The sequence below is a fragment of the Paenibacillus sp. GCM10027629 genome (assembly GCF_042676425.1).
Lineage (GTDB): Bacteria > Bacillota > Bacilli > Paenibacillales > Paenibacillaceae > Paenibacillus_K > Paenibacillus_K terrigena.
The window spans coordinates 1358766-1380881 of the sequence record NZ_JBHTGZ010000009.1; the positions used below are offsets into that span (position 1 = coordinate 1358766).

At 46.1% G+C, this 22116-nt stretch carries 27 protein-coding genes; 12 read left to right on the forward strand and 15 right to left on the reverse strand.

The annotated features are described in order from the left end of the window. Window positions 1-94: 94 nt before the first annotated feature. Window positions 95-370 carry a hypothetical protein gene (locus ACFQZR_RS15635; protein WP_379347401.1) on the reverse strand — a complete coding sequence of 92 codons (276 nt, stop codon included), beginning with the start codon at window positions 368-370 and terminating at the stop codon, window positions 95-97. Between the two features lie 118 nt (window positions 371-488). Between ACFQZR_RS15635 and ACFQZR_RS15640 the strand changes: the two genes are divergently transcribed. Further along, window positions 489-704: a small acid-soluble spore protein Tlp gene (locus tag ACFQZR_RS15640; protein WP_379347403.1), complete on the forward strand. Its 216-nt coding sequence runs from the start codon at window positions 489-491 to the stop codon at window positions 702-704. 30 nt (window positions 705-734) lie between these two features. Here ACFQZR_RS15640 and ACFQZR_RS15645 read toward each other — a convergent pair whose 3' ends face one another. From ACFQZR_RS15645 to ACFQZR_RS15685, 9 genes are all read right to left on the reverse strand, one after another. Continuing rightward, complete coding sequence (locus tag ACFQZR_RS15645; RefSeq protein ID WP_379347405.1) at window positions 735-1271, reverse strand: hypothetical protein; 537 nt, start codon at window positions 1269-1271, stop codon at window positions 735-737. 16 nt (window positions 1272-1287) lie between these two features. Next, complete coding sequence (locus ACFQZR_RS15650; RefSeq protein WP_379347407.1) at window positions 1288-1764, reverse strand: SRPBCC family protein; 477 nt, start codon at window positions 1762-1764, stop codon at window positions 1288-1290. A 50-nt stretch (window positions 1765-1814) separates the two neighbouring features. After that, entirely contained in the window at window positions 1815-2054 is a 240-nt protein-coding gene (locus ACFQZR_RS15655) for a hypothetical protein (RefSeq protein WP_379347409.1), read from the reverse strand. Window positions 2055-2115: 61 nt separating this feature from the next. After that, the gene (locus ACFQZR_RS15660) at window positions 2116-2652 is read right to left on the reverse strand and encodes a GNAT family N-acetyltransferase (protein WP_379347411.1); all 537 of its coding nucleotides are present in this window, start codon (window positions 2650-2652) and stop codon (window positions 2116-2118) included. A gap of 24 nt (window positions 2653-2676) precedes the next feature. Further along, window positions 2677-3285, reverse strand: coding sequence for a hypothetical protein (locus ACFQZR_RS15665; protein WP_379347413.1), 609 nt, complete (start codon window positions 3283-3285; stop codon window positions 2677-2679). Between the two features lie 21 nt (window positions 3286-3306). Next, a complete protein-coding gene (locus tag ACFQZR_RS15670; protein WP_379347415.1) occupies window positions 3307-4083 on the reverse strand; it encodes a class I SAM-dependent methyltransferase in 777 nt (258 codons plus the stop codon). 144 nt (window positions 4084-4227) lie between these two features. Further along, a complete protein-coding gene (locus tag ACFQZR_RS15675) occupies window positions 4228-6075 on the reverse strand; it encodes an FtsX-like permease family protein (RefSeq protein WP_379347417.1) in 1848 nt (615 codons plus the stop codon). 18 nt (window positions 6076-6093) lie between these two features. Continuing rightward, window positions 6094-6855 (reverse strand): ABC transporter ATP-binding protein, encoded by a 762-nt coding sequence (locus ACFQZR_RS15680; protein WP_379347419.1) that lies wholly within the window; start codon window positions 6853-6855, stop codon window positions 6094-6096. A gap of 252 nt (window positions 6856-7107) precedes the next feature. Continuing rightward, window positions 7108-7536: a c-type cytochrome gene (locus tag ACFQZR_RS15685; RefSeq protein WP_379347421.1), complete on the reverse strand. Its 429-nt coding sequence runs from the start codon at window positions 7534-7536 to the stop codon at window positions 7108-7110. 72 nt (window positions 7537-7608) lie between these two features. Here ACFQZR_RS15685 and ACFQZR_RS15690 point away from each other — a divergent pair, with 72 nt between their 5' ends. The 4 genes from ACFQZR_RS15690 to ACFQZR_RS15705 are packed head-to-tail and all read left to right on the forward strand — an operon-like array spanning window position 7609 to window position 11120. Then, a complete protein-coding gene (locus ACFQZR_RS15690; RefSeq protein WP_379347423.1) occupies window positions 7609-8382 on the forward strand; it encodes a gluconate 2-dehydrogenase subunit 3 family protein in 774 nt (257 codons plus the stop codon). Window positions 8383-8413: 31 nt separating this feature from the next. Then, window positions 8414-10135, forward strand: a complete 1722-nt coding sequence (locus ACFQZR_RS15695; protein WP_379347425.1) for a GMC family oxidoreductase — start codon at window positions 8414-8416, stop codon at window positions 10133-10135. Between the two features lie 35 nt (window positions 10136-10170). Then, window positions 10171-10896: a twin-arginine translocase subunit TatC gene (tatC, locus tag ACFQZR_RS15700; protein ID WP_018758139.1), complete on the forward strand. Its 726-nt coding sequence runs from the start codon at window positions 10171-10173 to the stop codon at window positions 10894-10896. 26 nt (window positions 10897-10922) lie between these two features. Beyond that, on the forward strand, window positions 10923-11120 hold the full coding sequence (locus tag ACFQZR_RS15705; RefSeq protein ID WP_379347428.1) for a twin-arginine translocase TatA/TatE family subunit: 198 nt from the start codon (window positions 10923-10925) through the stop codon (window positions 11118-11120). An 81-nt stretch (window positions 11121-11201) separates the two neighbouring features. Here the strand turns inward: ACFQZR_RS15705 and ACFQZR_RS15710 are convergent, their stop codons facing one another. Then, window positions 11202-12077, reverse strand: a complete 876-nt coding sequence (locus tag ACFQZR_RS15710; RefSeq protein WP_379347430.1) for an EamA family transporter — start codon at window positions 12075-12077, stop codon at window positions 11202-11204. A 113-nt stretch (window positions 12078-12190) separates the two neighbouring features. Further along, a complete protein-coding gene (locus tag ACFQZR_RS15715) occupies window positions 12191-12961 on the reverse strand; it encodes a DeoR/GlpR family DNA-binding transcription regulator (protein ID WP_379347432.1) in 771 nt (256 codons plus the stop codon). Between the two features lie 285 nt (window positions 12962-13246). Here ACFQZR_RS15715 and ACFQZR_RS15720 point away from each other — a divergent pair, with 285 nt between their 5' ends. The 4 genes from ACFQZR_RS15720 to ACFQZR_RS15735 all read left to right on the forward strand — a co-directional run bounded on the left by ACFQZR_RS15720 (window position 13247) and on the right by ACFQZR_RS15735 (window position 16822). Beyond that, the gene (locus ACFQZR_RS15720) at window positions 13247-14449 is read left to right on the forward strand and encodes an MFS transporter (RefSeq protein ID WP_379347434.1); all 1203 of its coding nucleotides are present in this window, start codon (window positions 13247-13249) and stop codon (window positions 14447-14449) included. Between the two features lie 125 nt (window positions 14450-14574). Next, a complete protein-coding gene (locus ACFQZR_RS15725; protein ID WP_379347436.1) occupies window positions 14575-15429 on the forward strand; it encodes a carbon-nitrogen hydrolase family protein in 855 nt (284 codons plus the stop codon). Window positions 15430-15439: 10 nt separating this feature from the next. After that, window positions 15440-16105 (forward strand): GNAT family N-acetyltransferase, encoded by a 666-nt coding sequence (locus ACFQZR_RS15730; RefSeq protein ID WP_379347438.1) that lies wholly within the window; start codon window positions 15440-15442, stop codon window positions 16103-16105. A 45-nt stretch (window positions 16106-16150) separates the two neighbouring features. Continuing rightward, window positions 16151-16822, forward strand: a complete 672-nt coding sequence (locus tag ACFQZR_RS15735) for a GNAT family N-acetyltransferase (RefSeq protein ID WP_379348867.1) — start codon at window positions 16151-16153, stop codon at window positions 16820-16822. Between the two features lie 280 nt (window positions 16823-17102). Here ACFQZR_RS15735 and ACFQZR_RS15740 read toward each other — a convergent pair whose 3' ends face one another. Next, window positions 17103-17597, reverse strand: a complete 495-nt coding sequence (locus ACFQZR_RS15740) for an HAD-IIIA family hydrolase (protein WP_379347440.1) — start codon at window positions 17595-17597, stop codon at window positions 17103-17105. A gap of 98 nt (window positions 17598-17695) precedes the next feature. On the opposite strand from ACFQZR_RS15740, the gene ku reads away from it, so the two are divergent. Genes ku through ligD form a run of 3 tightly spaced genes read left to right on the forward strand, consistent with a single transcriptional unit; the run spans window position 17696 to window position 20415 of the window. Beyond that, a complete protein-coding gene (ku, locus tag ACFQZR_RS15745; protein ID WP_379347442.1) occupies window positions 17696-18550 on the forward strand; it encodes a non-homologous end joining protein Ku in 855 nt (284 codons plus the stop codon). Window position 18551: 1 nt separating this feature from the next. After that, complete coding sequence (locus tag ACFQZR_RS15750; RefSeq protein ID WP_379347444.1) at window positions 18552-19493, forward strand: ATP-dependent DNA ligase; 942 nt, start codon at window positions 18552-18554, stop codon at window positions 19491-19493. A gap of 19 nt (window positions 19494-19512) precedes the next feature. Then, on the forward strand, window positions 19513-20415 hold the full coding sequence (gene ligD / locus ACFQZR_RS15755) for a non-homologous end-joining DNA ligase (RefSeq protein ID WP_379347446.1): 903 nt from the start codon (window positions 19513-19515) through the stop codon (window positions 20413-20415). A 3-nt stretch (window positions 20416-20418) separates the two neighbouring features. Here the strand turns inward: ligD and ACFQZR_RS15760 are convergent, their stop codons facing one another. Both ACFQZR_RS15760 and ACFQZR_RS15765 read right to left on the reverse strand, forming a co-directional pair. Next, entirely contained in the window at window positions 20419-21750 is a 1332-nt protein-coding gene (locus ACFQZR_RS15760; RefSeq protein ID WP_379347448.1) for an FtsW/RodA/SpoVE family cell cycle protein, read from the reverse strand. Further along, entirely contained in the window at window positions 21747-22079 is a 333-nt protein-coding gene (locus tag ACFQZR_RS15765; protein ID WP_379347450.1) for a PadR family transcriptional regulator, read from the reverse strand. Before ACFQZR_RS15765 ends, ACFQZR_RS15760 begins: the two co-directional genes overlap by 4 nt. Window positions 22080-22116 lie beyond the last annotated feature (37 nt).

A 22116-nucleotide genomic window follows, 5' to 3' on the forward strand; every position in this document is an offset into this window, starting at 1 on the left:
ACATCCATTGTACCATAATCATCCATTATTCATCACTTTAAAATAGGCAAAGAGTTCCGTGCATCCACGAATTTATCTGCCATTTCCTAGTAGGCTACCTAATCTTTCTCGTACAGATCATCGTGATTCGAATTCCGTAATAGATTGCGCTAAGCCCTATACCTCCGAGCAGCCAGTACACCGAACTCGATTCATTGCTTGTCCCAAACGATATTTTCTCATCTAACGTTTCAACGGTTGCGTAAGTATCAATCACATCAGGTTTATAGTTCAATGTCAGAAACATCCCATTCAGGACTTGCCATCCGTAATAACCTAGAATCAGCAGAATACCTACAATGAGTGATTCTACAAAGACTCTTTTGTTCATTTCATCCCTCTCCTTTCCAGGCGTTGTCCCTCGTTCCATGTATAATTTCCTTCCATCATTGTCATCTTAAGGATGAATCTGTTCTGCATTCTACATATGACAAGGAGCGTTAACAATCGTGACTACATCCAACGAAAATTCCAAGAGCACGAAAATTTTGCAAGATGCCGTGGATAGCTCCGTACAGCATTATCAAGCCGTAGAGGAATTCTTAGACGAGCATGCTGACGAAATGACTCCGGAGAACGCTAGACGTGTCCGCGAGAAGAACATCCACTTGAAACACAGTATTCAAGGCCTTCAAGCGGAGATTAAGAACGAATCCAACGCGTAGCGTTGTAGCCTCTACCCTAAGCCGTAGGTACTAATGCCTCGGCTTTTTCTTGTTCACCCTGTGTACTTGCAATATCGCAGCCCATAGATACCCTAGCATGACCGCTAACTTCAACCCGAGACTATAGGTAAATACATTGATAAATGCTGTATTCGTATACTGATTGACGACTCCCCAGCCATATATTGCGGAATAAGGATTTTCTGGCCATCCTCCCAAGCTATTAAAGATCATATCCGCATAGGTACGTGCTCCAACCGCGAATATCACACTAAAGACGATTAAGACGATGAACATCCCTATACTATCTAAACCTTCTCGGAATCTATCTCTGAAAATCACCCCCGAGATCACCGTGATTAGCCCGAATAATATCACATACAAAGGAACCAAAATGAATACAAAAATAAGTGCTGGGTTTCCATTCCCAGACATATGCGACTTTTGGGTCATCCGAAATGTAAATAAGTCAACAGCGCCTAACAAGATGACCGTGAGAAAAACCAGTGCGAGCAGTATCGCGCTGGCAACATAATGCTCTTTGATATATGCAGTCATTCGTTCCATTGCAATCTTTTCACCCTCATCTCTCTCGCTTCTTCCGCCATTCTTCCTCAATCATTCGCTTCAACTGTTCATTTCGGTATGTAAGAAATTTGGTCATATAACTTTTAAGGATGTATCGATCAGCCCACCGACCCATAGCACCGAATGGTGCAGCGAACTTAAGTTCATCCCGCATAATCGTCAGTTCCTCACGCTCCAAGAAAACGTGCTTATGACGCATAAACTGAAAGGCACCATATACCATTTCATCAACAAAATACCGCGGTCGCTCATATTCCACAACACAGGAAGTCAATCGCTGCCTAATCCCAAAGTGCTTTGCTTCAAATGTAACTTGGTCACCACACTCTACCTTTCCTCGCACCTTGCCCTTCACGAGACGTTCCTTCGTACGAGGCCAGACCGTTCGAGGGTGCAGATCCATATCCCGAGCCATATCAAAACATAATGCTACAGGTGCATGAATCACTATCTCCGTTCGGATCGTTACCATGAACTCCCCCTCCCTGCACGCACCAGCTTTTGGATCCCTCGCAATCGAATTCAAGGTCGTTCTCTGTAGACAAGATCCCTTAAAAGTTCATTCTGCTCTTTCATCAATAATTGCATCTCTTGCATCTGCCTCATAAGTTCGGTATGTTGACTGGATTGTTGGTTTTTCATTGAACTCAGTTTATTCCGAATCGCAGCGACGGCTGAGAAATTGATGGCACTCGTAATGATCCAATACAAGAGGACAGCACCCAGTACGAGCGATAACAGCCATAATAGTATTGCAAGCATCCTAACCAACACCTTCCTTCTATCCACTCTATGCCGGTCTAACCTGTCTGCATGTTTCTTTTCACTGCCGTTGTTCTTCCACCTCAGTCGCTAAGATCGAGAACAGGTAGGAGTCGTGATATTGCCCTTTATGATACATATGCTCCCGCAAATGCCCTTCTTGCTGCATCCCTAGTCGACGCATCACATTCGCAGAAGAGGAATTCCCCGGACGGCAGGTCGCATAGATCCGATGAACTCCTTTCTCCTTGAACCCGAACGTTACGAGCGCTTGCGCTGCTTCTGACGCATACCCATGTCCCCAATATTCTGGATTGAAGCAATACCCCATCTCTGCATTACGACCTTCAATATGAATGCCGCATCCGCCAATCAATTGATTCGTGTCTCGCAGCACAACAGCCAGCTCAAATCCGGTACGCTCCTGCTGCTCTTGCATACGGATCACATATTCCATGTAAGCCTTTGTCTCATCGATCGAATTCGGTCCCCAGATCATGAAGGTCGCAACACCTGGATCTGAGGCATATCGATGGACCTGCTCCCAGTCTTCTCGTACAAAATCGCGAAGGATTAATCTTTCCGTTAGAATTTGCATATCATACGCCTCTTTCTGCATGGTTTACTCGTTAACAATCGTCTCGTTAGATGGTGAGCTTCCTTCATCCAGTTCAACGACATCCAAAATCTGATGCTTGGAGGATACAGCCGAGATCTCGAACTGTTTGCCTTGTACCTCATCCAGCCGCAAAAACCAGATGCGATAAGGATCACGTCCATTCGATAAGATTGCCGTTCTGAAGTTATCCCCGGTCTGTTTACTAAGTACGCTGATGTATGCAACGTTCGGATTCGTAATCACACCGAATAGCATAGGATAAGGCATATACAGCCCCATCCCCCTTATGCTCGGAAAATATTGCGAAGAAAAATCCACATGCTCGTACTTCCCTGCCTGCTGCTTATAAACAGGGATCGTGTGTCCTCCGCCATATCCCCATTTCCATCCTTTCCAAGACTCTTTCACAAAGTCAGCATAGATTGAAGATCCCCTGCTATAGAATATCAGTCTCCCTTTCGGCACATCGATCTCCTCGTAAATCTGACCTGTACCGATCCTATGCGCGATCGCTTCATGTGGTGAAGCTGTGGACTCATCCTGGATATAAAGATAAATAAATACCCCCGCACCTACGAAAACAACAAATAAAATAATCCAAAATTTCTTCATCTTGCCCCCCTACACATGCTGTCACCTTTTACGCAATACAACCACGGATGCCTGATGAGGAATATGAATTAATGCTGCATGTCCCTGCAATCTTCCCATCAAATCCGCTGTCACATGCATGCGCACTTCTTCCTCAATATCCGTTAGCCAAGACACCGATCGAATTTTGCCACACCAAGCGTCATGGGAATACGGTAATGCATATTCGTACTGCCATTCCGCAACGACCTGGAAACGATGCTGTCCCCATTCCTCGAACCAATCCACAGGAAAACCATTTCTTCGAAGTGATGCACTCGAATGGCTTCCTGCGGGTTTCATCTCTATTCCATGATCCTGCAGTACGCCGAATGTTAACTGTGCGATGTCCGAATCCGATCGGAAGATGGAATTAATGATGATCAATATCCCGTCTTCCGTTAGATGCTTGTCAATATTCTGAAGTGTCTTCGTTCGGTCGAACCAATGCCAAGCACGTACCGCAATCATGATCGGAACCCGATGATCCACTTCGAATGACTCCGCCGCTGCACAGATGTATCGTACCGAGCCTACTGAGGTGCCAAATACCGATCTTTCAGCTTGCTCGATCATCTGTGGTGATGGTTCGATCCCAATGACGTGTGCACCTAACATCGCTAAATCGCGACTAATGATGCCCGTTCCCGATCCCAACTCAATAATCTGGTTCCCAGCAAAAAAGACACCTTGTTCAGTGAGCTGATTGAACAAGATCTGCGGGAGCGCATCCCGATATTTTGCATAATCATCTGACACATTGCCAAATTCACTCGTCATAGATATCACCTCCATTCGATCGCATGCGAACAACAGCCTAGCGTTGAAAATTTTGTTATATTATACCATCTATTCCTTCCGAGTGGTTGCTTTTTAACACATAAAAAAAGAGCGACTTTTGTCGCTCTTGTAGGAATCCTTTATTTATTTCTTCCGCGGCATAACAATACCACGATAGAGTTGTACGGTAATGAAATAGTATACCGCATAGATCACAAGGAATATCAGGATCGGCAGCCAAACTCGGAAGTAAGGGTGCACAAGGATAAAGGAGAACATCTCCATCCCGATGAGCACATGGATAATTCCGATGATTGCCGGGAACAGGAACACATAGAATAGCTCTTTGTACATCGATTTCATCAACAACTCACGACGAACCCCAATTTTACGGAGCATTTCATAACGATGGATATCTTTCGATGCGCCAGTAAGTATCTTGAACATAAGACAGCTAGCCATCATCGCGAGGAACGCAATCCCTAAGAAAAAGCCCATGTATACGGTACCTGCCGAGAAAGCTCTGAAGCTCGTATAATTACTATATTTCGTGTTGATATATTGATCAGTAGTAAGGTTGAGTTTGCTCTTCTGCATCGCATCGATCTGCTTCCAAGTGGACAAATGGGCATCGTACTGATCCGATTTGCCGAGAAGCGCTACGCCCTCTTTCCCCTGAATACGATCATACATTTGCTGATCCGCAATAATAACTCTTTCGCCTTTATAGACATAATACGGTTGGATCATCTCCATCGCCTCGTACCAATCATTTGGCATCTGAGGACCATGCTTGTCATTCTTCTCACCACGAATTTCAGCTCCTGTCGGGAGCTCTGCAGCCGGAACCTTCGTTTTGCCGAAATCCTCTTTACTGGCTCTCATCATGATACGTGGTGGGTGATTCATCAAATCATCTTTCAGATAATAAATCCCTTTGTCACTCACTTTATACCGGTATTCCTTCTGTTCGGTGAATGGAATGCTGGCGAGCAATTCCTTCTCCGCCTTCGTCGGATTATGAAGCGTTACATCATAATATTCAGCGCCGTCGACCATAATCATGATGTTATTCTTGAACGACATTCCCGCGGTAATCGAACCGGCAGATAACGCAATCAGCATGGTTACTGTTGCCAATACTTTCGTAAGGGAATTGATACGGAAGTTGAGCTGCGCATAGGTAAATGCATTTAGCCCTTTCTCCGTACGGTTCTTATTTCGTTTCATCGCATGAATGACGAGCGGCAGGAAGGTCATGAAGAGCAAATACGTCCCTGATGTGATCGTAATTAGCGCGATAATAACACCTAATTGCTGTAGGTAAGTCATGAAAATCATGGATGCGTAACCGATGAGCAATAGAATGATTGATAGAATGGCTGCAAAGACCGTCTTCTTCCCACGCTTCGCAATTTTGTCCGTCTGGACATCCGCATGAACTAGCTGCAATACGGTAACACGCAGCATTTTGATCGTATTCATGATCGCTGAGATCAGGAATAGCGCTGTGAAGAAAATAGCTGTTACGATCAAGGATGGAAGATAAAGTGCATGGTATCCGTTGGAATTAAATTCTAGTTCTTTCATAAGCATTGACCCGATGACTTGTGCTAGACCGACTCCCACAGCAATACCAATGACGAGTGAAATTAGACCAATGACAACCGTCTCCATGAACATGAGCCGTGTAATTTTGTTCTTTCGAGCCCCGAGGGTCATATACATCCCGAATTCTTTCTGCCTTAGAGAGAGTAAGAATGAATTCGCATAGAGAATATAGAAGAACGTTACGATCGAGAGCAGCACCGAACCCGCATAGAAGACGAATTGGATCGGCCCAATCATCGCGTTTGCTTCAATAAATGCTTTATTCATTGCGAGCGTCTGGAACATATAAAAGATGGAGATAGACATCACAAGACCCGCAAGCAGAACAATATAATCTTTATACTTGCTGCGCAGTCCTGACATCGATAATTTGAATAACATGACTGAATAACCTCCTTTCTACGCCTTCGTCGTCCCTAAATCTGCGAGCACATCAAGTATTTCCCGATAGAAATCTTCACGTGAGGATTGACGATGAATTTCTTTGTACAACTCCCCGTCCTGAATGAATAGAATTCGTTCGCAATAGCTCGCGCTATAGGCATCATGGGTGACCAACATAATGGATACGCCATGCTCTTGATTCAGGTTCGTCATCGCTGTTAATAGACTCGTGGCATTCTTGGAATCTAGTGCTCCTGTCGGTTCGTCTCCGAGGATAATCGCTGGTTCATGAACGAGTGCCCGAGCAGCTGCGCACCGCTGCTTCTGTCCTCCTGATACTTCAGCTGGATTCTTATGTAGAATCGCGGTAATCCCCAATGTCTCGGCTACCTTCTGCACTTTCGGTCCAATTTGGCGCGATGGCACACCTTGCAGGGATAGCGGTAATGCAATATTTTCATAGATTGTTAAGTTCTCTAATAGATTGAAATCTTGAAATATAAATCCGAGTTTCTGTGAGCGAAAATCAGATAGCGCCCCTTGCTTCATCTTTGTAATATCGCTGCCTGCAATGCGGACCATGCCTCCCGTCGCTTGATCCAGCGTGGAGATCACATTCAATAACGTTGTTTTCCCCGAACCAGACGGTCCCATAATTCCGACGAACTCACCTTCATGAATTGTGAACGATACACCATTTAGTGCATACGATTGATTCTCTCCGGCTTTACCATATACTTTCTTCACATTACTCACTTCAACGACTGGCGTTTTCATTTAGATCCTCCTATACGTGATATGAAGCCGTACCGACCTCATATGAGACGATGTTTTGTTTTCTTTCCTAGAATTTACCGAATTTTCGTTCGAACACCCATCGATTCAGATTACATGTATCTTACATTGTTGTAAGACTTCATAAGAAAGAGACATCTTACTGTAAGATAGATACCTCTAAGGGTTATGATAGTAACGCAAAAATGCAGTCGTTCATCCAAGAACTGACTGCATTTTTTTGATGTAGGTTATTTATTTCTTTGTCGATAACCAATCCGCGATCCCAGCAATTTCCTCACTGGACAGCTGCCCTTTGAAGCTCGGCATTCCGCCTCGTCCGTTCGTTACAACCGTATCAATATCGCCTTTGGATAATTTGCCGCCGACTTTCTGCAGATTGGGACCTACAGCCCCCTCTAGATTATTTCCGTGACAGCTTACGCAATTCGCCTTGAAGACCGCTTCCGCATCAACCTTTGTTGTTGTTGCGCCAGTCCCTGCCCCTTCTTTGGGAGGCTCTGGTGTCTTGGTGCTCGTAGCACCACCGCAAGCGGATAACGCGATAACAATCAAACAAGAAAAAAGTAATGCTGCTGTTCTTTTCAAATTGATGACCATCCCTTCAATCATGCTCAAAAATGACTGTGCTACGGTTACAATGCCCCTATTTTCACATTTCATGTATAAGAACTCCCAATTGGAACAAAATACAATTGCATAAATTGTCCAGATTCCCCAGAGGAGGTACAACATTTGGCAGAACAACATAACCATCAGCCACCAGATAAGTCAAGACGTCAATTCCTTAAATATTCAGGCGCTGCAATTAGTGGTGCTGTCATTGGCGGTGTCATTGGCGGAGCGATCGCAGGCGGTTTCAAGAAAAAAGCCCCTGTTCCAACACCTACGCCAACAACACCGGGTGGACAGGCTGCAGCTGCTGACTACAATCAAGCGACGATGTACTTCACACAAAGTCAACTTCAAATTACACAGGCTGCTGTAGAGCGAATATTCCCCAAAGACGATCTTGGACCTGGCGCTGCCGAGCTTGGCGTCGCTTACTATATTGATCATCAGCTTGCGAGCCCTTGGGGGATCAATGGACGTGAATATCGGACCGGACCCTACGTCAAAGGTGAGGCTACGCAAGGAGACTATCAAAGCATCCATCGCACCGAAGTGTTCAATCTAGGTCTCCTCGCCATTCAACAAGCCAGTATGAAGAAATACAATAATAAGTTTCCTGATTTAACGGATGAGCAAAAAGATGCCATTCTGACCTCGTTGGAAAAAGGAGACATCGAAGTGATCAATGGTATTACGGGCACGAGTTTTTTCAATCTGTTACGGACTTTGACACTTGAAGGCGCCTATGCCGATCCGCTCTATGGTGGGAACAAGAATATGCAGGGTTGGAAAATGCGCAAATACCCAGGCAATCAGATGAGCTACACCAACATTATGGAGAAAGCAGAATTTGTGGCGATGGAACCGATGAGTTTACGCGATCATATCGCACACTAGACCCTATTAAGCTAGAAAGAAGGTGCCTTTCATGGCAACAAAAATGCCAAAAGTCCCTGTCGTCATCGTCGGGATGGGTTGGCTCGGAGGGATTATAGCCGCCGAATTATCGAAACAAGGCGTCAAAGTTGTCGGGCTCGAACGCGGCAAACCACGTGCTACGGAAGACTACTACATGGTGCATGATGAGCTGCGTTATGCGCATCGTTACGACCTCATGCAAGATCTCTCCAAGGAGACCATAACCTTTCGCAATACCAGTAAAATGACAGCACTACCGATGCGTTCCTATGGATCCTTCCTCATCGGCGAAGGACTTGGCGGTGCGGGTATCCACTGGAATGGACAAACCTTCCGCTTCCTGCCCTATGACTTCGAGATCTATAGCAAGACCGTTGAGCGGTATGGCAAGAAGAAAATTCCAGATGGCATGATGATTCAGGACTGGGGGATTACATACGACGAGCTAGAGCCGTATTTCTATAAGTTCGAAGAGGTGGCAGGCATCTCAGGCGAGCAAGAACAGACACCGCTCGTCGGAAAGCGGTCTAAGCCTTTCCCGACCAAGCCGATGATGAAGACACCTATTCTCAAAATGTTCGAAGATGCAACGAAAAAACTCGGATACCACCCCTACATGATGCCATCGGCCAACTTATCAGAACAATATACAAATCCAGACGGGATTACTCGCGCAGCGTGTCAATATTGCGGATACTGTGAGCGATTCGGTTGTGAATATGGCGCTAAAGCGGATCCCGTCGTGACTGTGCTCCCTGTGGCGAATAAAACCGGGAACTTCGAGCTCAGAACTTACTCCAATGTAGTTGAAGTTCAACACGACGGCAAAAAAGCTACCGGCGTGGTCTATGTGAACACGGTAACGGGTGAACGATATGAACAACCTGCTGATGTTGTCATCCTCGCGAGCTATGTATTCAATAATGTGAGGCTCTTACTTACATCCAAATTGGGTAAACCTTATGATCCGAAGACAGGAAAAGGTGTCGTGGGCAAGAACTATTGCTACCAGACAAACGGCGGCTCCGCAACAGGTTTCTTCGATGATAAAGAATTCAACCTCTACGCGGGCGCAGGGTCGCTCGGAATGGAAATCCCAGATTTCAATGGAGATAACTTCGACCATACAGATTTGAACTTCCTGCATGGTGCAGGGATTCGGATTTCTCAGACAGGCCAACGTCCTATTGCGACGAATCCTGTTCCGAAGGGTACACCGACATGGGGGGCCGAGTTCAAGAAGCAATCCTTGAAGTATGGGAACAGCACCTTGACTGTCGCGCCGCAAGGGAGCAGTCTTCCTTGGCAGCATCATTATTTGGATCTCGATCCTACGTTCAAGGATGCTTATGGATTACCGCTCATGCGAATCACCTTCGATTTCGAAGATCAAGATCGTGAAATGATCAAGTTCATGGCTTCGAAGACGGAAGAGATTATGAAGGAAATGAATCCGACATCCATCGGCGTATCGAATAAGCTAGGTCCGTACAACATCGTACCGTATCAATCCACGCATAATACGGGTGGTGCCATTATGGGCGCTGATCCTTCAACATCCGTCGTGAATTCTTATCTACAAATGTGGGATGCAGAAAATGTATTCGTCGTCGGTGCATCGGCCTTCCCGCACAACAGCGGATACAATCCGACTGGCACCGTAGGTGCATTAGCTTACCGTGCTGTAGACGGTATCGCCAAATATTTGAAAAATGGCGGTATGGTCGTATGACAAAACAACACCATCGATAGAAGCGGAGGGTTGATATGGAACAGGACAACTTGATATTTCACTTTGCGGAAGTGCGCAAACGATTGATTATCGTGGCCATTTGGTTCATTATGACCTTCAGTGCGGGACTCTATGTATCCCCGGCGATCTTGCTGTATTTGAAGTCGCAGCCTCTTGCAGAACCGATCGCTTGGAATGTGTTTTCGTTCACTGACGGGCTGTTGATCTATATGAAATGCGCCTTATTATTCGCATTATTGTTCACCGTTCCTGTCATGCTCTATCAGTTATGGGCATTCGCAAGACCGGGACTTACCGAGGAGGAGGCGTCGAGCGCCTTCCCTTATATTCCGGTAGCGTTCCTGTTGTTCTTGACTGGGATGTCCTTCAGTTATTTCGTGGTCTTCCCGATGATGCTGCGATTCATGAAACGCATGAATCACACCATTGGCGCGATTGAAACCTATGGTATTGACCGATACTTCTCCTTTCTATTCGATTTGGTCATTCCCTTAGCTGCAGCCTTTGAGCTCCCAGTGATCATCTTGTTCCTTACCCGAATTGGATTATTGACACCGGAACGCCTCAAAATGACGCGAAAATATGCTTATTTGGGACTTGCAATATTCGGCTCTTGCATCTCACCGCCAGATTTCGTCTCCCATCTATCTGTTACGATTCCGTTAATCCTGCTGTTCGAGATAAGCATCTATATTTCGAGTAGACAATGGCGTCGGATGCAGACACGTACTGAATCATGAAATGGAATTAGAAAGGATGAAGGCACATGTTCAATAATATCGGTGTATCCGGATTGATAATAATTCTGGCGATCGCGCTCATTCTCTTCGGCCCATCTAAGCTGCCACAGCTAGGAAGAGCCTTTGGCGATACTTTACGGGAATTTCGCAACTCAACCCGAGGTATGGTTGAAGAAGAAGATCATGAAGCAGATTCACAGACGAAGCAAATTGCTGAGAAATAAGTCTGACCGGTGATAATAAAAAGGAAGCTCTCCATTTTGCGACATTGGAGGCTTCCTTTTTATTTGTGATAGGTTCTGCTGCTAAAATCCCGAGAAAGCAATAAGCAATATCCCCGCCACGACACTGCATGCTGCAGCAATTCTACGCATACCGCTCTTCTCTTTCAACACGAGAATACCGAGCACAGTACCGAAGACAATTCCCACTTCCCGAAGCGGCGAGATGTAGGATACTTGCACATGCTGCATCGCAAATAAGAATAATAAATAAGATCCCGGTGAAAGAACGGAACCAATGATAAAAGTTTGCCAATTGGATCGAAGTACGGACTTCACACGTCTGGACTTGATCACACTTGGTGTTAATCCGATAATAAAACCAATATTCGTCAGAGCCAATAGACTTAATGGGGATAAATACAATAGATTCTGCTTATCAATCAAGGTGTAACACGTCACACACAATCCCACAGATAGAGCATATAGCCATGGTTTGTAGGAAGTGGTGAATTGGTTCTTCTTCCACGTCCAGCCACTCATTAAGAAGAACCCTATCAACATACACGTAATTCCAATCCAGCCCCAAGCCGCTAACGATTCACCGAATACAAGGACCCCGAGCAGCGGAATGAGCAATGTCGCCGTACCGCGCATCACAGGGTACACTTGAGATAAATCCCCCATTTGATAGGTTCGGGATAATAAGGTTGCGTAAATGGCCTGCATGGCCATCGATAGACCCATCCACACAAAAGCAACGACCGGGAGAGATTTCGACGCCAGCTCCATAAAGAGCGTGGGAAGTAGAACGACCGTTACAGGAATGAATATCAACCATAAGAACACACTCTTATTCTCGCTTTGCTTCGTGAATAAATTCCATACGGCGTGCGCCATACCCGAGCAAAGGACGAGTATTAGGGAGATAACAACCACCTGTGCCACCTTCACTTTCATATGTATTTTGTACCAACACAATACCACACAAACACACACAAACACAATATTAAATTTGCATTCTCGTGTGCGCAAAAAAACCCTAACACCATTCGGGTCAGGGTTCTTCGTATTTATAAAGAATACGTAATTTCGATTCCATGTTCTTTGTACTTCTGCACGATGTTTTCAGAGACATGAGAGTCCGTGACAAACCGTTCAACCTCAGTGGCACCGCAGATTTTGATCAAGGAGATCGCGTCAAACTTGCTGCTATCCGCCAGGGCGATCGTACGCTTCGCGTTCTTGTGCATAATCTTCTTAATTTGCATTTCCGCTAGGCCATAATCCGTAATCCCTTCGGTTAAGGTCACCCCGCTCATACTCATGAAGAATAAGTCCGCATGGAACCGGCTAGCGAACTCCTCAGCCAAGTCACCAATTGTTCCCTGCTCTGAATTCCGAATAACCCCGCCGATCAGAATGATCGTATAGTTTGGCTTCGACATCAAATCATTCGCAATTGGAAGGGAGTTCGTAATAATCGTTAATCGATCGAATTTGCGCTTCAGCACTTGGGCGAAATGATTATTCGTCGTGCTCACGTCCAGTGCGATGGATTGGCCTTCTTCGACGAAGGACGCCGCAATCTCCGCGAGTTCATTCTTCTCTTCCAGATACGTATTCTCACGCAGCGTCCGAGGAATTTCACGGCTGTAATCCATTTCTGTTAGGATCGCACCGCCATGTACCCGTTTTAGGACCCCTTCACTCTCTAGGAATTCTAAATCTCTGCGAATCGTCTCAAATGATACCTGAAAGATCTGAATCAAATCCGAAGCTCTAATCGATTTCTCTTGCTGCAGCTTATGTAATATGGCTTGATGTCTTTCTTCTACGAACATCAATTTCCTCTCCTTTCTTATTCGAATATCGAAGAACAACCCTAAACACTCATTCCTCCAGTATAAACGACCACTGCCCAAAAATAAACGTTCTGGCGAATCGATCACTTTTCTGCCTTAATTTTCCGAAAAAGCTTGGTTAGTACCACCTAGTCCTCTCTTGTTCCCTATTATGCTCAGATATGAGCTTATTTCGGAGTTGAAGTAAGATCTCTATGTTTATATTCATGGTACAATGAAATTTCAAAATAGGACCGTGAATAGGCAGAATAGGATGTGAACCCCGTGGATTCTTGGAAAAAAAATCTCTATGTACTCTGGGCTGGCGTTTTCTTCTGCAGTACGGCTTTCTCCATGTCAGTCCCCTTTCTTTCCCTCTTTATCAGCAGTGATCTGCATGTAACGACGAATTTATCATTATGGTCCGGCATTGCGTTCGGCATTACATTTCTAGCGAGTGCCATGATCGCCCCATACTGGGGATCACTCGCGGACAAATACGGCCGGAAGCCCATGCTGCTCCGCTCCGGATTCGCACTTGCCGGGATTTACGTCTTGACAGCACTTGTACAGAACCCTTATCAACTAATCGCTGTCCGAATACTCTCAGGACTTCTTGCAGGCTATGTCCCCGCTGCCATCGCGCTCGTCGGTACGAATACACCGGAGAAACATGTCGGTCACGCGTTAGGCATTATGGCCACAGCCAGTGCGGCCGGAAGTATTATTGGTCCGATGGTCGGCGGTACGATGAGCCGGTTCTTCGGCTATCGAGAGACATTCTTCCTCTCCGCTGTGGTCGTGCTCATCGCTGCATTGATCGCACTGATCGGTATTAAAGAAGAGAAATTCGATCGCAACCGTGCCCGTTCCCATGTGATCGATGATCTCAAGCAAGCGGCAAGCAACAGGCCTCTCATGAATCAATTCGTTACTGTATTGATCGTCAGCGGATCGGTCATGATTCTTGAACCACTGCTTACGCTATATGTGCTGGATATGGGCATCACGCATGGTGATGCATCCTTCAGCTCGGGTATCATTTTCTCCGCTGTTGGGATTGCGACCGTTATTGCCGCACCACAATGGGGCAAGCTCGGAGCCAAATACGGCTATCGCAAAATCTTGATGATTGGCTTAATTGGAGGTGGAATTGGGAATCTTCTTCAAATCTTCTTCCATCACATTGTTGGATTCGGTATTCTACGGTTCGTCTATGGACTCTTCTTCGCCGCCGTCTACCCTGCACTGAATGCCCTGATCGTGAAGGCAACTACACCAGACTTCCGGGGCCGCGCATTCAGCTTGAATCAATCGGCGAACCAGCTTGGCACGATGGCAGGCCCGATGATTGGCGGCGCGCTAGGTGGATGGCTGCCAATCCCGTACGTCTTCGTCATTAACGGATTGCTGCTCTTGATGACAGCAGGAACCATTCGGCTTCAGGATCGTAAGAAGCAGCAGCAGGCCGTGAATAAGCTCGCATAAATCGAAGGACCTTCACCATGTTCATATGACAGGGGAGGGTCCTATTTTTATACTTGTTCAATTGCCTACTGTGCTTCATAATAGGTATGTTATTTGGAACAAGGTAAATTAGGGGAGGCGATGAAATGAAATTGCGGGTATCTGCAGTACAATATCATTTACACACCATTTCGAAATTTCAAGAATTCGCGGATCAAGTCGAGCATTATGTAAGATCCGCGGATGAGTTTAATACGGATTTTGTCCTCTTTCCCGAATTTCTGACTACTCAGCTCATGTCGATCGGGAACGACAAAGCCGCAGCTCTAACCATTCAAGAACTGCCAGATTATACGGATGCATACTTAAGTCTCTTCACAGGACTCGCGAAAAAATACGGGATGCACATTATCGGTGGAACCCATGTCATCCGCAGGAACAACAAATTGTATAATGTTGCGCATCTCTTCTATCCGGATGGTCAGGTAGCAGAGCAAGCCAAAATTCATATTACGCCAACCGAAGTCACCGAATGGAACATGTCCGCTGGCGATGGCGTTGAAGTGTTCGAGACGGATAAAGGCAAGATCGGCCTTTTGACATGTTATGATATCGAGTTCCCTGAGATCGTTCGGATGGTGCGCGCGAAAGGTGCGGATGTCATCTTCTGTCCTTCCTGTACCGATGACCGACACGGCTTCCACCGCGTTCGCTATAGCTGCCATGCACGTACGATTGAGAATCAGATCTATGTCGTGACGACTGGAACCATCGGTTCCCTGCCGACCGTCGATTTCATGCGCGGGAATTTCGGACAAGCTGCAGTCTTGTCGCCGAACGATGTACCGTTTCCGCCGCGTGGCATTATCGCAGAAGGCGAGATCAATAACGACATGATTATTACAGCGGACCTCGATCTCTCGCTCCTGCATCAAGTCCGTGAGAGTGGATCCGTTACGACTTGGCGTGATCGCCGTACGGACCTCTATCCAGATTGGTAGGATGCCGTTGATGACTTTCAACAAATCATTCTACGTATTTCTAGATGAGACGCCATTGCCTGTCACCATACGCAATTATCAAGAACAAGATATTGCAGAAATGATTGATATTCAACGAGAGAGCTTCCCGCCGCCCTACCCTTCCGAGTTATGGTGGAACGCAGAACAGCTGCGCAGTCATATGAAGAATTTCCCTGAAGGCGCATTGTGCGCGGAAAGTGATGGGCATCTCATTGGGTCGATGACAGGTCTTATCACGCAATTCGATCCGGGACATCCTGAACATACTTGGGAGGAAGTCACGGATCATGGCTATATTCGCAACCATAATCCGAACGGAAATTCCTTATATGTGGTGGACATCGGTGTCCGACCTGCCTATCGCAAATGCGGCATCGGCAAATGGTTGATGCAGTCCATGTATGAGACGGTCGTACAGCTTCGATTGGAGCGCCTACTAGGCGGAGGACGGATGCCGGGCTATCATCGCTATGCAGATCAGATGACGCCTGAACAATATGCAAGTGCCGTGATGAGGGGAGAACTACGCGACCCTGTCATTACATTCCTGCTGCGCTGCGGCCGTACGCCGGTCGCTGTAGCCCACAATTATCTTGAGGACGAAGAATCCTGTAACCATGCGCTATTGATGGAGTGGAAGAACCCATTTCAATAGACGATTGACATGAATCCACACAAACTGAGAGGAGCAACGATGACTATGGAATATATCCGCATTACATCGATTGAAGATCCATTGTTCACCCAAATGCATAACTTAATGAAATCTATTTTCCCACCAGAAGAAGTGCTTGCCTTCGACCTCTGGCGAGAACCGTTACAAGATCCGGATATTCGTGTCTTCGTCGCTGTCCATGAAGGACAAGTTGTCGGTTCAACGGAATACCGCTATGTCACAGCATTGAACGTTGCCATGACCGATTTCACGATTATTGGCAAGCCGGGCCTTGGCATTGGGCGGTTCCTGTACAAAAACCGCGAGCGCGATCTTGACCAGCTAGCTGCCGAAGCAGGCGTTCAAATGCTCGGCATGTTCGCAGAAATTTATGATCCTTACCAATCCATTGATCTGGAATTCGGCGGTGTAACTCCGATGAATCCGATCGTACGGCGTGAAGTACTTTCACATCTTGGCTACCAACGACTTGATTTCCCTTACGTGCATCCATCATGGGGCAATGACGGTGAGGCGGTTGATGGGCTTGACTTCTGCTTCATGCCAAAAGATGATCAGATCGTAGCCCTGCCTGGCCAATTGATCGTTGACTTCCTATCTTGGTATTACTCCGTACTCCCGAACAAACCACAAGCTTGGCTTGATATGATCGAACGGTTGAAGGAGACGCCGGAGGTTGCTCTTCGTCCGCTATAATGCCTTATATCATCCTTGCACCAAAAGACGCTCGCATCACCATGACCGGTGATGCTGAGCGTCTTTTTGCCCCGTTTTCCGATAGTCCTCACGTACCCACAATGCGTCGATCGCAATGCATTTCCACGCATAATGAATACAGTTTATCCCAGCAATAATATCGCCGTATTCGTCTTATATATGCCTATTGATAGCCTCAACCGGGATGGGTGGTTCAAAAGGTACGTACTTTCATTCTAAAGGAGCTAGAAATAATGTATAGATAAAAAATGGTTGTAAATCATTTATGCTCTACGCTAACAAGTCGGAAGAACGCATCTGTCCATACGAAATCAACACCTGCATCCTTCGCAGCTGCTTCATCTTCAGGACGATCACCTATATAAATAACACCCTCCGAAGCCGCTTCAGGGTTCATAGCGATATGCTCCCGAAGCATTCGTCCGGAAGGCTTCCGACGGGCAACAGCTTCGCGCTTCCGATAACGAGGAATACGTGCTTTCGGATGGCCATAGCTCACTTGGACAGCAGGATATGGCGTGAGCTCAAGGGCATCGAATACGGCATGAATCCTCTGCATCGCCTTCTTCTCTGTAATATGTCCGAACGCAACACCGGCCTGATTCGTGACAATACCAATGGTATGCCCTTGTGCTAACAAGGCATGTAGAATCTCTTTTCGATGGGGCAAAATTGTCCAGTGATCATAATTCCTATCCGGATTATCCATATATGAACTAATCAGCGTTCCATCCAAGTCGAATAAGACCAGCATTCGCAATCCCTGCTCCCTTTTCCCATTATAAATCGCAGTTACCTGGACCATACTAATGACAAGCCTGTACGAAAAACGTTCATGGAGGTTGATATGTCATGCATACAGTCTGGAAAGGCGCCATCAGTTTTGGGTTAGTCAACGTTCCTGTGAAAATGTTCTCGGCCACGGAAGATAAAGATATCTCGATGCGATACATTCATAAGAAATGCAATACGCCCTTATCCTATGTAAGAAAATGCAAAACATGCGATACCGAAGTGGAGTGGGAAGAAATTTCGAAGGGTTATGAGTATGAACCTGGAAAATTCGTTATTTTCGAGAAGGATGAGCTGGAGAATTTGTCCGGAGAGATCACCAAGGATATCAAGATTCTGGACTTCGTCCATTTGAACGATATCGATCCGATCTATTTTCAGAAAACGTATTATCTCTCCCCGATTGAAACTGGAGCGCATGCGTATAATCTACTGCTCGAATCGATGAAGCAAACACAGAAAATTGGTATTTCTCAAGTATCTATTCGCTCCAAGAGCAGTCTCGCCGCCATTCGCGTGATCGACAATTGTATTGCGATGGAGACGATCTTCTACCCTGATGAGATTCGACCCGTCAGCCAAGTGCCGAACTTGCCGCAGACGCCTGTAACCGTGAACGAAAAAGAACTGGATATGGCGAAAATGTTGATCGACCAACTAACGACTCCTTTTGAGCCTGAGAAGTATAAAGATACGTACCGCGTAGCATTACTGGAAGCCATCGAACATAAAATCGCCGGAGAAGAAATTAATGTAGCACCAGCAGCACAGAAGACGAATGTCATAGATCTGATGTCGGCATTACAGGCGAGCCTTGATGTCGTGAAGCCAGTTGTCGCAGCAGACACGGGTGGACCAGCACCTACCAAACCAAAGCCTCGCAGCCGCAAAAAAGCGAAGGAAACGGCTTCTTAAGATGGGATTCACCGGACTGCATGTTTATGGTATGACCCTTCCGATTAAGCCGATGTCCCCCATCTATCAAGATCAACTTCCGACGGGATCTGATATTGGGTATCAATTGAAGTGGGACGGCGTTCGCTCTCTCGCTGTTTTATCGGAAGGAAATGTCACGCTCTATTCTAAGAACATGCTTACGCAAAATGCTGCTTTCCCTGAAATCGTAGCGCTGCTGCAGAAGCAATTTCCAAGTGGCAACCTCCTGCTTGACGGAGAGCTCGTCATGTTCGATACCGTATTGCAGCGGCCCGATTTCAAACGTATCCAACAGCGTGTTCGCAGCAAGCGTGTCGTGTCAACCGAGTCACAATATCCAGATCATCAACCGATGTACGTCGTCTTCGATATTCTCCATGAGAACGGTTTAGATTGGGCACTCGAGCCTTTTCGGTCGCGTCATCAGCGTCTGAATGAATTATTGCCGGAGAAGCTGCCGCAGCTTTTTGTGACCGATCTATTCTTGAATGGGGACCTGCTCTGGAACTGGGTGGAGGAGCGTAAGTGGGAAGGTGTTGTCAGTAAACGCTTAACAAGCCGATACCATGAAGGCAAGAAACATCAAGATTGGTGGAAACGTAAAACATCCATCCTGCGTGAAGTCGACATCTATGGTATTACCATTCGCGAAGGCCGAGTGGCAAGTATGGTCATGGTGAGCGATGGGGCCTACTTCGGTCGTGTTTCGTTAGGACTGAATGGTGCAGACAAGGAGCAATTAATGGCTTACGCGGCAACTCATTCGGCTTCGTGCGCACCCTTCTCACCACTTCCTATGGATCTAAAAAAAGAACACGTCCTGTGGCTATCTAAGCCGTTAAGCTGTGAAGTCACAGGTCTTGAGATAACACATCAAGGTATGCTTCGACATCCGAAAATTAGCCGTAAACCCAAAATATGAATCGATAAGGAGCAACCACATGAGCGTCGGCCAGAAAGAGAAAATCACGATAGAAGGCAACGAACTCACTATTTCGAATCCCCATAAGCTTCTCTGGCCGGAAGCTCAAGTGACGAAGCTGGATTACTTGAACAAGCTCGTGTTTCTTGCTCCATATCTGCTCCGATATTGTGCCAATCGTCATCTGACGACCATTCGGTATCCGAATGGCGTTCAGGCTAAATCATTCTACCAGAAAAATTGTCCAACAGGAAAACCAGATTTCGTGCAGACTGCCCCATTAGAAGATATTGACTATGTAAACCTCAATTCGTTATCCACCCTCATGTGGCTTGGCAATCTCGCCTGCCTGGAATTTCACCCATCCCTTCATTATATAGGGCATACGGCACCCGTCGAGTGGATCATCGACCTCGATCCGAGTCGCGACCCGGAGCCACGCATCATGGAAGCAGCGCAAGCGATTGGTGAAATTCTCGATTCGCTGCGCATTACATCCGTGCCCAAAACTTCTGGTGCTACCGGTGTACAGATCTACGTTCCTCTTCCGTCCGACGAGCGGTATTCGTTCGATCAATTGCGCCAGCTCGGCCATTTCATTGCCTCGTTCGCGGTTCAGAAGTACCCGAAGCTGTTCACAATCGAACGGTTCAAGAAAAATCGCGGGGATTTAATTTATATTGATTATCTCCAGCATGGCTATGGAAGAACGCTCTCTGCCCCATACACACCACGCGCTAGACCGCATGCGACACTCTCTACGCCGCTGCTCTGGTCCGAAGTGGCTCTCCGCCCCGATGCGAAAGAGTTTAATCTACATAATATTGAAGAACGATTAAAGAAGCTAGGAGATTTGATCATGCGAGTTCCTGGACAGAATTTGGATATGGTGCTCGAACGGTTAGGCACAGTGATACACTAAGTATTATTTTGCGAGTTGACTGAGCATTTTCTTTCTCCGGTAAACACTTAAAATGATTCCGACGACGGCTAGATTAACAACCATCATCGTTCCACCATAAGAGACAAATGGCATATTAATCGAAGTTATCGGCAGAAGCCCAACGGACATAAGCATGTTGTAAAAAAACTTAAAACATAAAATCGAAGATAACCCGATGACCAGCGCTCTTCCGAATGGTTCCATGAGTTCGAGGGTCAATTTAACGATACGCCACAACATGATGCATACTAAAATGATCAATAAAAGTCCGAAACCCCAGCCAAGACTATAGACTAAGTAAGGAAATAACATATCATTCTGGATATTGGGAAGAAGCTTGGTTCGCACTCCAAAGCCTTGTCCCCACATTCCAGCAGAGCGAAGCACTTTCGAGATGGTTATATAGAAATAGCCACTACCGGATGGATCTTGCATAGGATTTAACCACCCAGAGATACGCGTTATTGTATACCCCTTATCATGCATGAATAACAATGCAGCCAGTCCCATCATGAAGAATACTGTCACACTTCCTAGAAGCAGCTTCACACGACGACTCAAGCAAACATGCATGACGATGATTCCACTGCTATGAATGATTAATCCAGCGATCGAAGGAGCCGTGACGTAGAAATAACCCGGTAAAATCAGATAAAATAGTATCGTCATCCAAGTATTCACTTGCTGACCATCATACTTCTTCCGCGTTGTCACCATATTACCCGCAAAAGCAATAATGAATAAATAAGGAACAAATTCATAGATATTCACATAAAATCCTCCGGGTAGACTGAGAAATTGCTTCATACCATTCATTTGGCGACCATACCCTTGACAGAGCACCATTAACCCGATGGCAACCCCATATAACCACCATGAATACCTCTGCCATTTGCGGTAATCGAAAAAGTATATCATAACCATAACTAGCATCCCTATCGTGACATAGAATAGTTGGTTAGATAAAAAGATTCCGCTGTAATCACGATCTATAGCAAAGTTCATCGCATACATCGCCAATAGGCCTAACCCGACAAAGATCGCAACGAGAGCAAGTAACCCCCAGGCCATCACAGGTTTATGTGCAGTGTGGAGTTGCTTCCCTAATAGGACCGGATTGCCCATCTGTACCAATGCTTGCTGGATTGCAACCTCCTGGGACAGCCCTTCCATCATCTTATCATCAACAAGTTCACTCAAATGACTCAACAATTCCATTCTTATGTCACGATGAACTTCCTTCACCTTTATTTGTCTGCATACTTGATTAAGATATTCCACAACTGCTTCATGTTCCAACAATGCTTCATTCATGCTTGACCCTCCCCTATCACATGATCAAGCGTTGATCGGAAAAGTGTCCATTCTCGCTTCTTCTCTTCAAGCTGTCGTCTACCCTTATCCGTTATGCGATAATATTTACGATTTCGACCGCCTTCATCACTCCAATAAGACTCTACCAAAACATCTGTCTCAAGCGTGTGGAGAATGGGGTACAGTGTCCCTTCTTTGAGTGTAAATAGCCCGCTTGATCGATGTTCTAGCTCTTTGACCATTTCATAACCATACATTTCCTTACGACTTAATAAAGTCAGGATCAAGATGACAGTACTGCCTTTCATTAATTCTTTGTTAATCTTCATAACGGCCTCCAATAATACATCGGAATTAGATGCATCG

Excerpts from the sequence above, each read along its gene's own strand:
- ligD (WP_379347446.1), top strand. The coding sequence starts at position 19,513 with ATGAGCGTCGGCCAGAAAGAGAAAATCACGATAGAAGGCAACGAACTC.
- ACFQZR_RS15725 (WP_379347436.1), top strand. The coding sequence starts at position 14,575 with ATGAAATTGCGGGTATCTGCAGTACAATATCATTTACACACCATTTCG.
- tatC (WP_018758139.1), top strand. The coding sequence starts at position 10,171 with ATGGAACAGGACAACTTGATATTTCACTTTGCGGAAGTGCGCAAACGA.
- ACFQZR_RS15710 (WP_379347430.1), bottom strand. The coding sequence starts at position 12,077 with ATGAAAGTGAAGGTGGCACAGGTGGTTGTTATCTCCCTAATACTCGTC.
- ACFQZR_RS15635 (WP_379347401.1), bottom strand. The coding sequence starts at position 370 with ATGAACAAAAGAGTCTTTGTAGAATCACTCATTGTAGGTATTCTGCTG.
- ACFQZR_RS15650 (WP_379347407.1), bottom strand. The coding sequence starts at position 1,764 with ATGGTAACGATCCGAACGGAGATAGTGATTCATGCACCTGTAGCATTA.
- ACFQZR_RS15760 (WP_379347448.1), bottom strand. The coding sequence starts at position 21,750 with ATGAATGAAGCATTGTTGGAACATGAAGCAGTTGTGGAATATCTTAAT.
- ACFQZR_RS15660 (WP_379347411.1), bottom strand. The coding sequence starts at position 2,652 with ATGCAAATTCTAACGGAAAGATTAATCCTTCGCGATTTTGTACGAGAA.
- ACFQZR_RS15705 (WP_379347428.1), top strand. The coding sequence starts at position 10,923 with ATGTTCAATAATATCGGTGTATCCGGATTGATAATAATTCTGGCGATC.
- ACFQZR_RS15715 (WP_379347432.1), bottom strand. The coding sequence starts at position 12,961 with ATGTTCGTAGAAGAAAGACATCAAGCCATATTACATAAGCTGCAGCAA.
- ACFQZR_RS15645 (WP_379347405.1), bottom strand. The coding sequence starts at position 1,271 with ATGGAACGAATGACTGCATATATCAAAGAGCATTATGTTGCCAGCGCG.
- ACFQZR_RS15680 (WP_379347419.1), bottom strand. The coding sequence starts at position 6,855 with ATGAAAACGCCAGTCGTTGAAGTGAGTAATGTGAAGAAAGTATATGGT.
- ACFQZR_RS15665 (WP_379347413.1), bottom strand. The coding sequence starts at position 3,285 with ATGAAGAAATTTTGGATTATTTTATTTGTTGTTTTCGTAGGTGCGGGG.
- ACFQZR_RS15730 (WP_379347438.1), top strand. The coding sequence starts at position 15,440 with ATGACTTTCAACAAATCATTCTACGTATTTCTAGATGAGACGCCATTG.
- ACFQZR_RS15740 (WP_379347440.1), bottom strand. The coding sequence starts at position 17,597 with ATGCTGGTCTTATTCGACTTGGATGGAACGCTGATTAGTTCATATATG.
- ACFQZR_RS15765 (WP_379347450.1), bottom strand. The coding sequence starts at position 22,079 with ATGAAGATTAACAAAGAATTAATGAAAGGCAGTACTGTCATCTTGATC.
- ACFQZR_RS15735 (WP_379348867.1), top strand. The coding sequence starts at position 16,151 with ATGGAATATATCCGCATTACATCGATTGAAGATCCATTGTTCACCCAA.
- ACFQZR_RS15655 (WP_379347409.1), bottom strand. The coding sequence starts at position 2,054 with ATGCTTGCAATACTATTATGGCTGTTATCGCTCGTACTGGGTGCTGTC.
- ku (WP_379347442.1), top strand. The coding sequence starts at position 17,696 with ATGCATACAGTCTGGAAAGGCGCCATCAGTTTTGGGTTAGTCAACGTT.
- ACFQZR_RS15685 (WP_379347421.1), bottom strand. The coding sequence starts at position 7,536 with ATGAAATGTGAAAATAGGGGCATTGTAACCGTAGCACAGTCATTTTTG.
- ACFQZR_RS15750 (WP_379347444.1), top strand. The coding sequence starts at position 18,552 with ATGGGATTCACCGGACTGCATGTTTATGGTATGACCCTTCCGATTAAG.
- ACFQZR_RS15695 (WP_379347425.1), top strand. The coding sequence starts at position 8,414 with ATGGCAACAAAAATGCCAAAAGTCCCTGTCGTCATCGTCGGGATGGGT.
- ACFQZR_RS15675 (WP_379347417.1), bottom strand. The coding sequence starts at position 6,075 with ATGTTATTCAAATTATCGATGTCAGGACTGCGCAGCAAGTATAAAGAT.
- ACFQZR_RS15670 (WP_379347415.1), bottom strand. The coding sequence starts at position 4,083 with ATGACGAGTGAATTTGGCAATGTGTCAGATGATTATGCAAAATATCGG.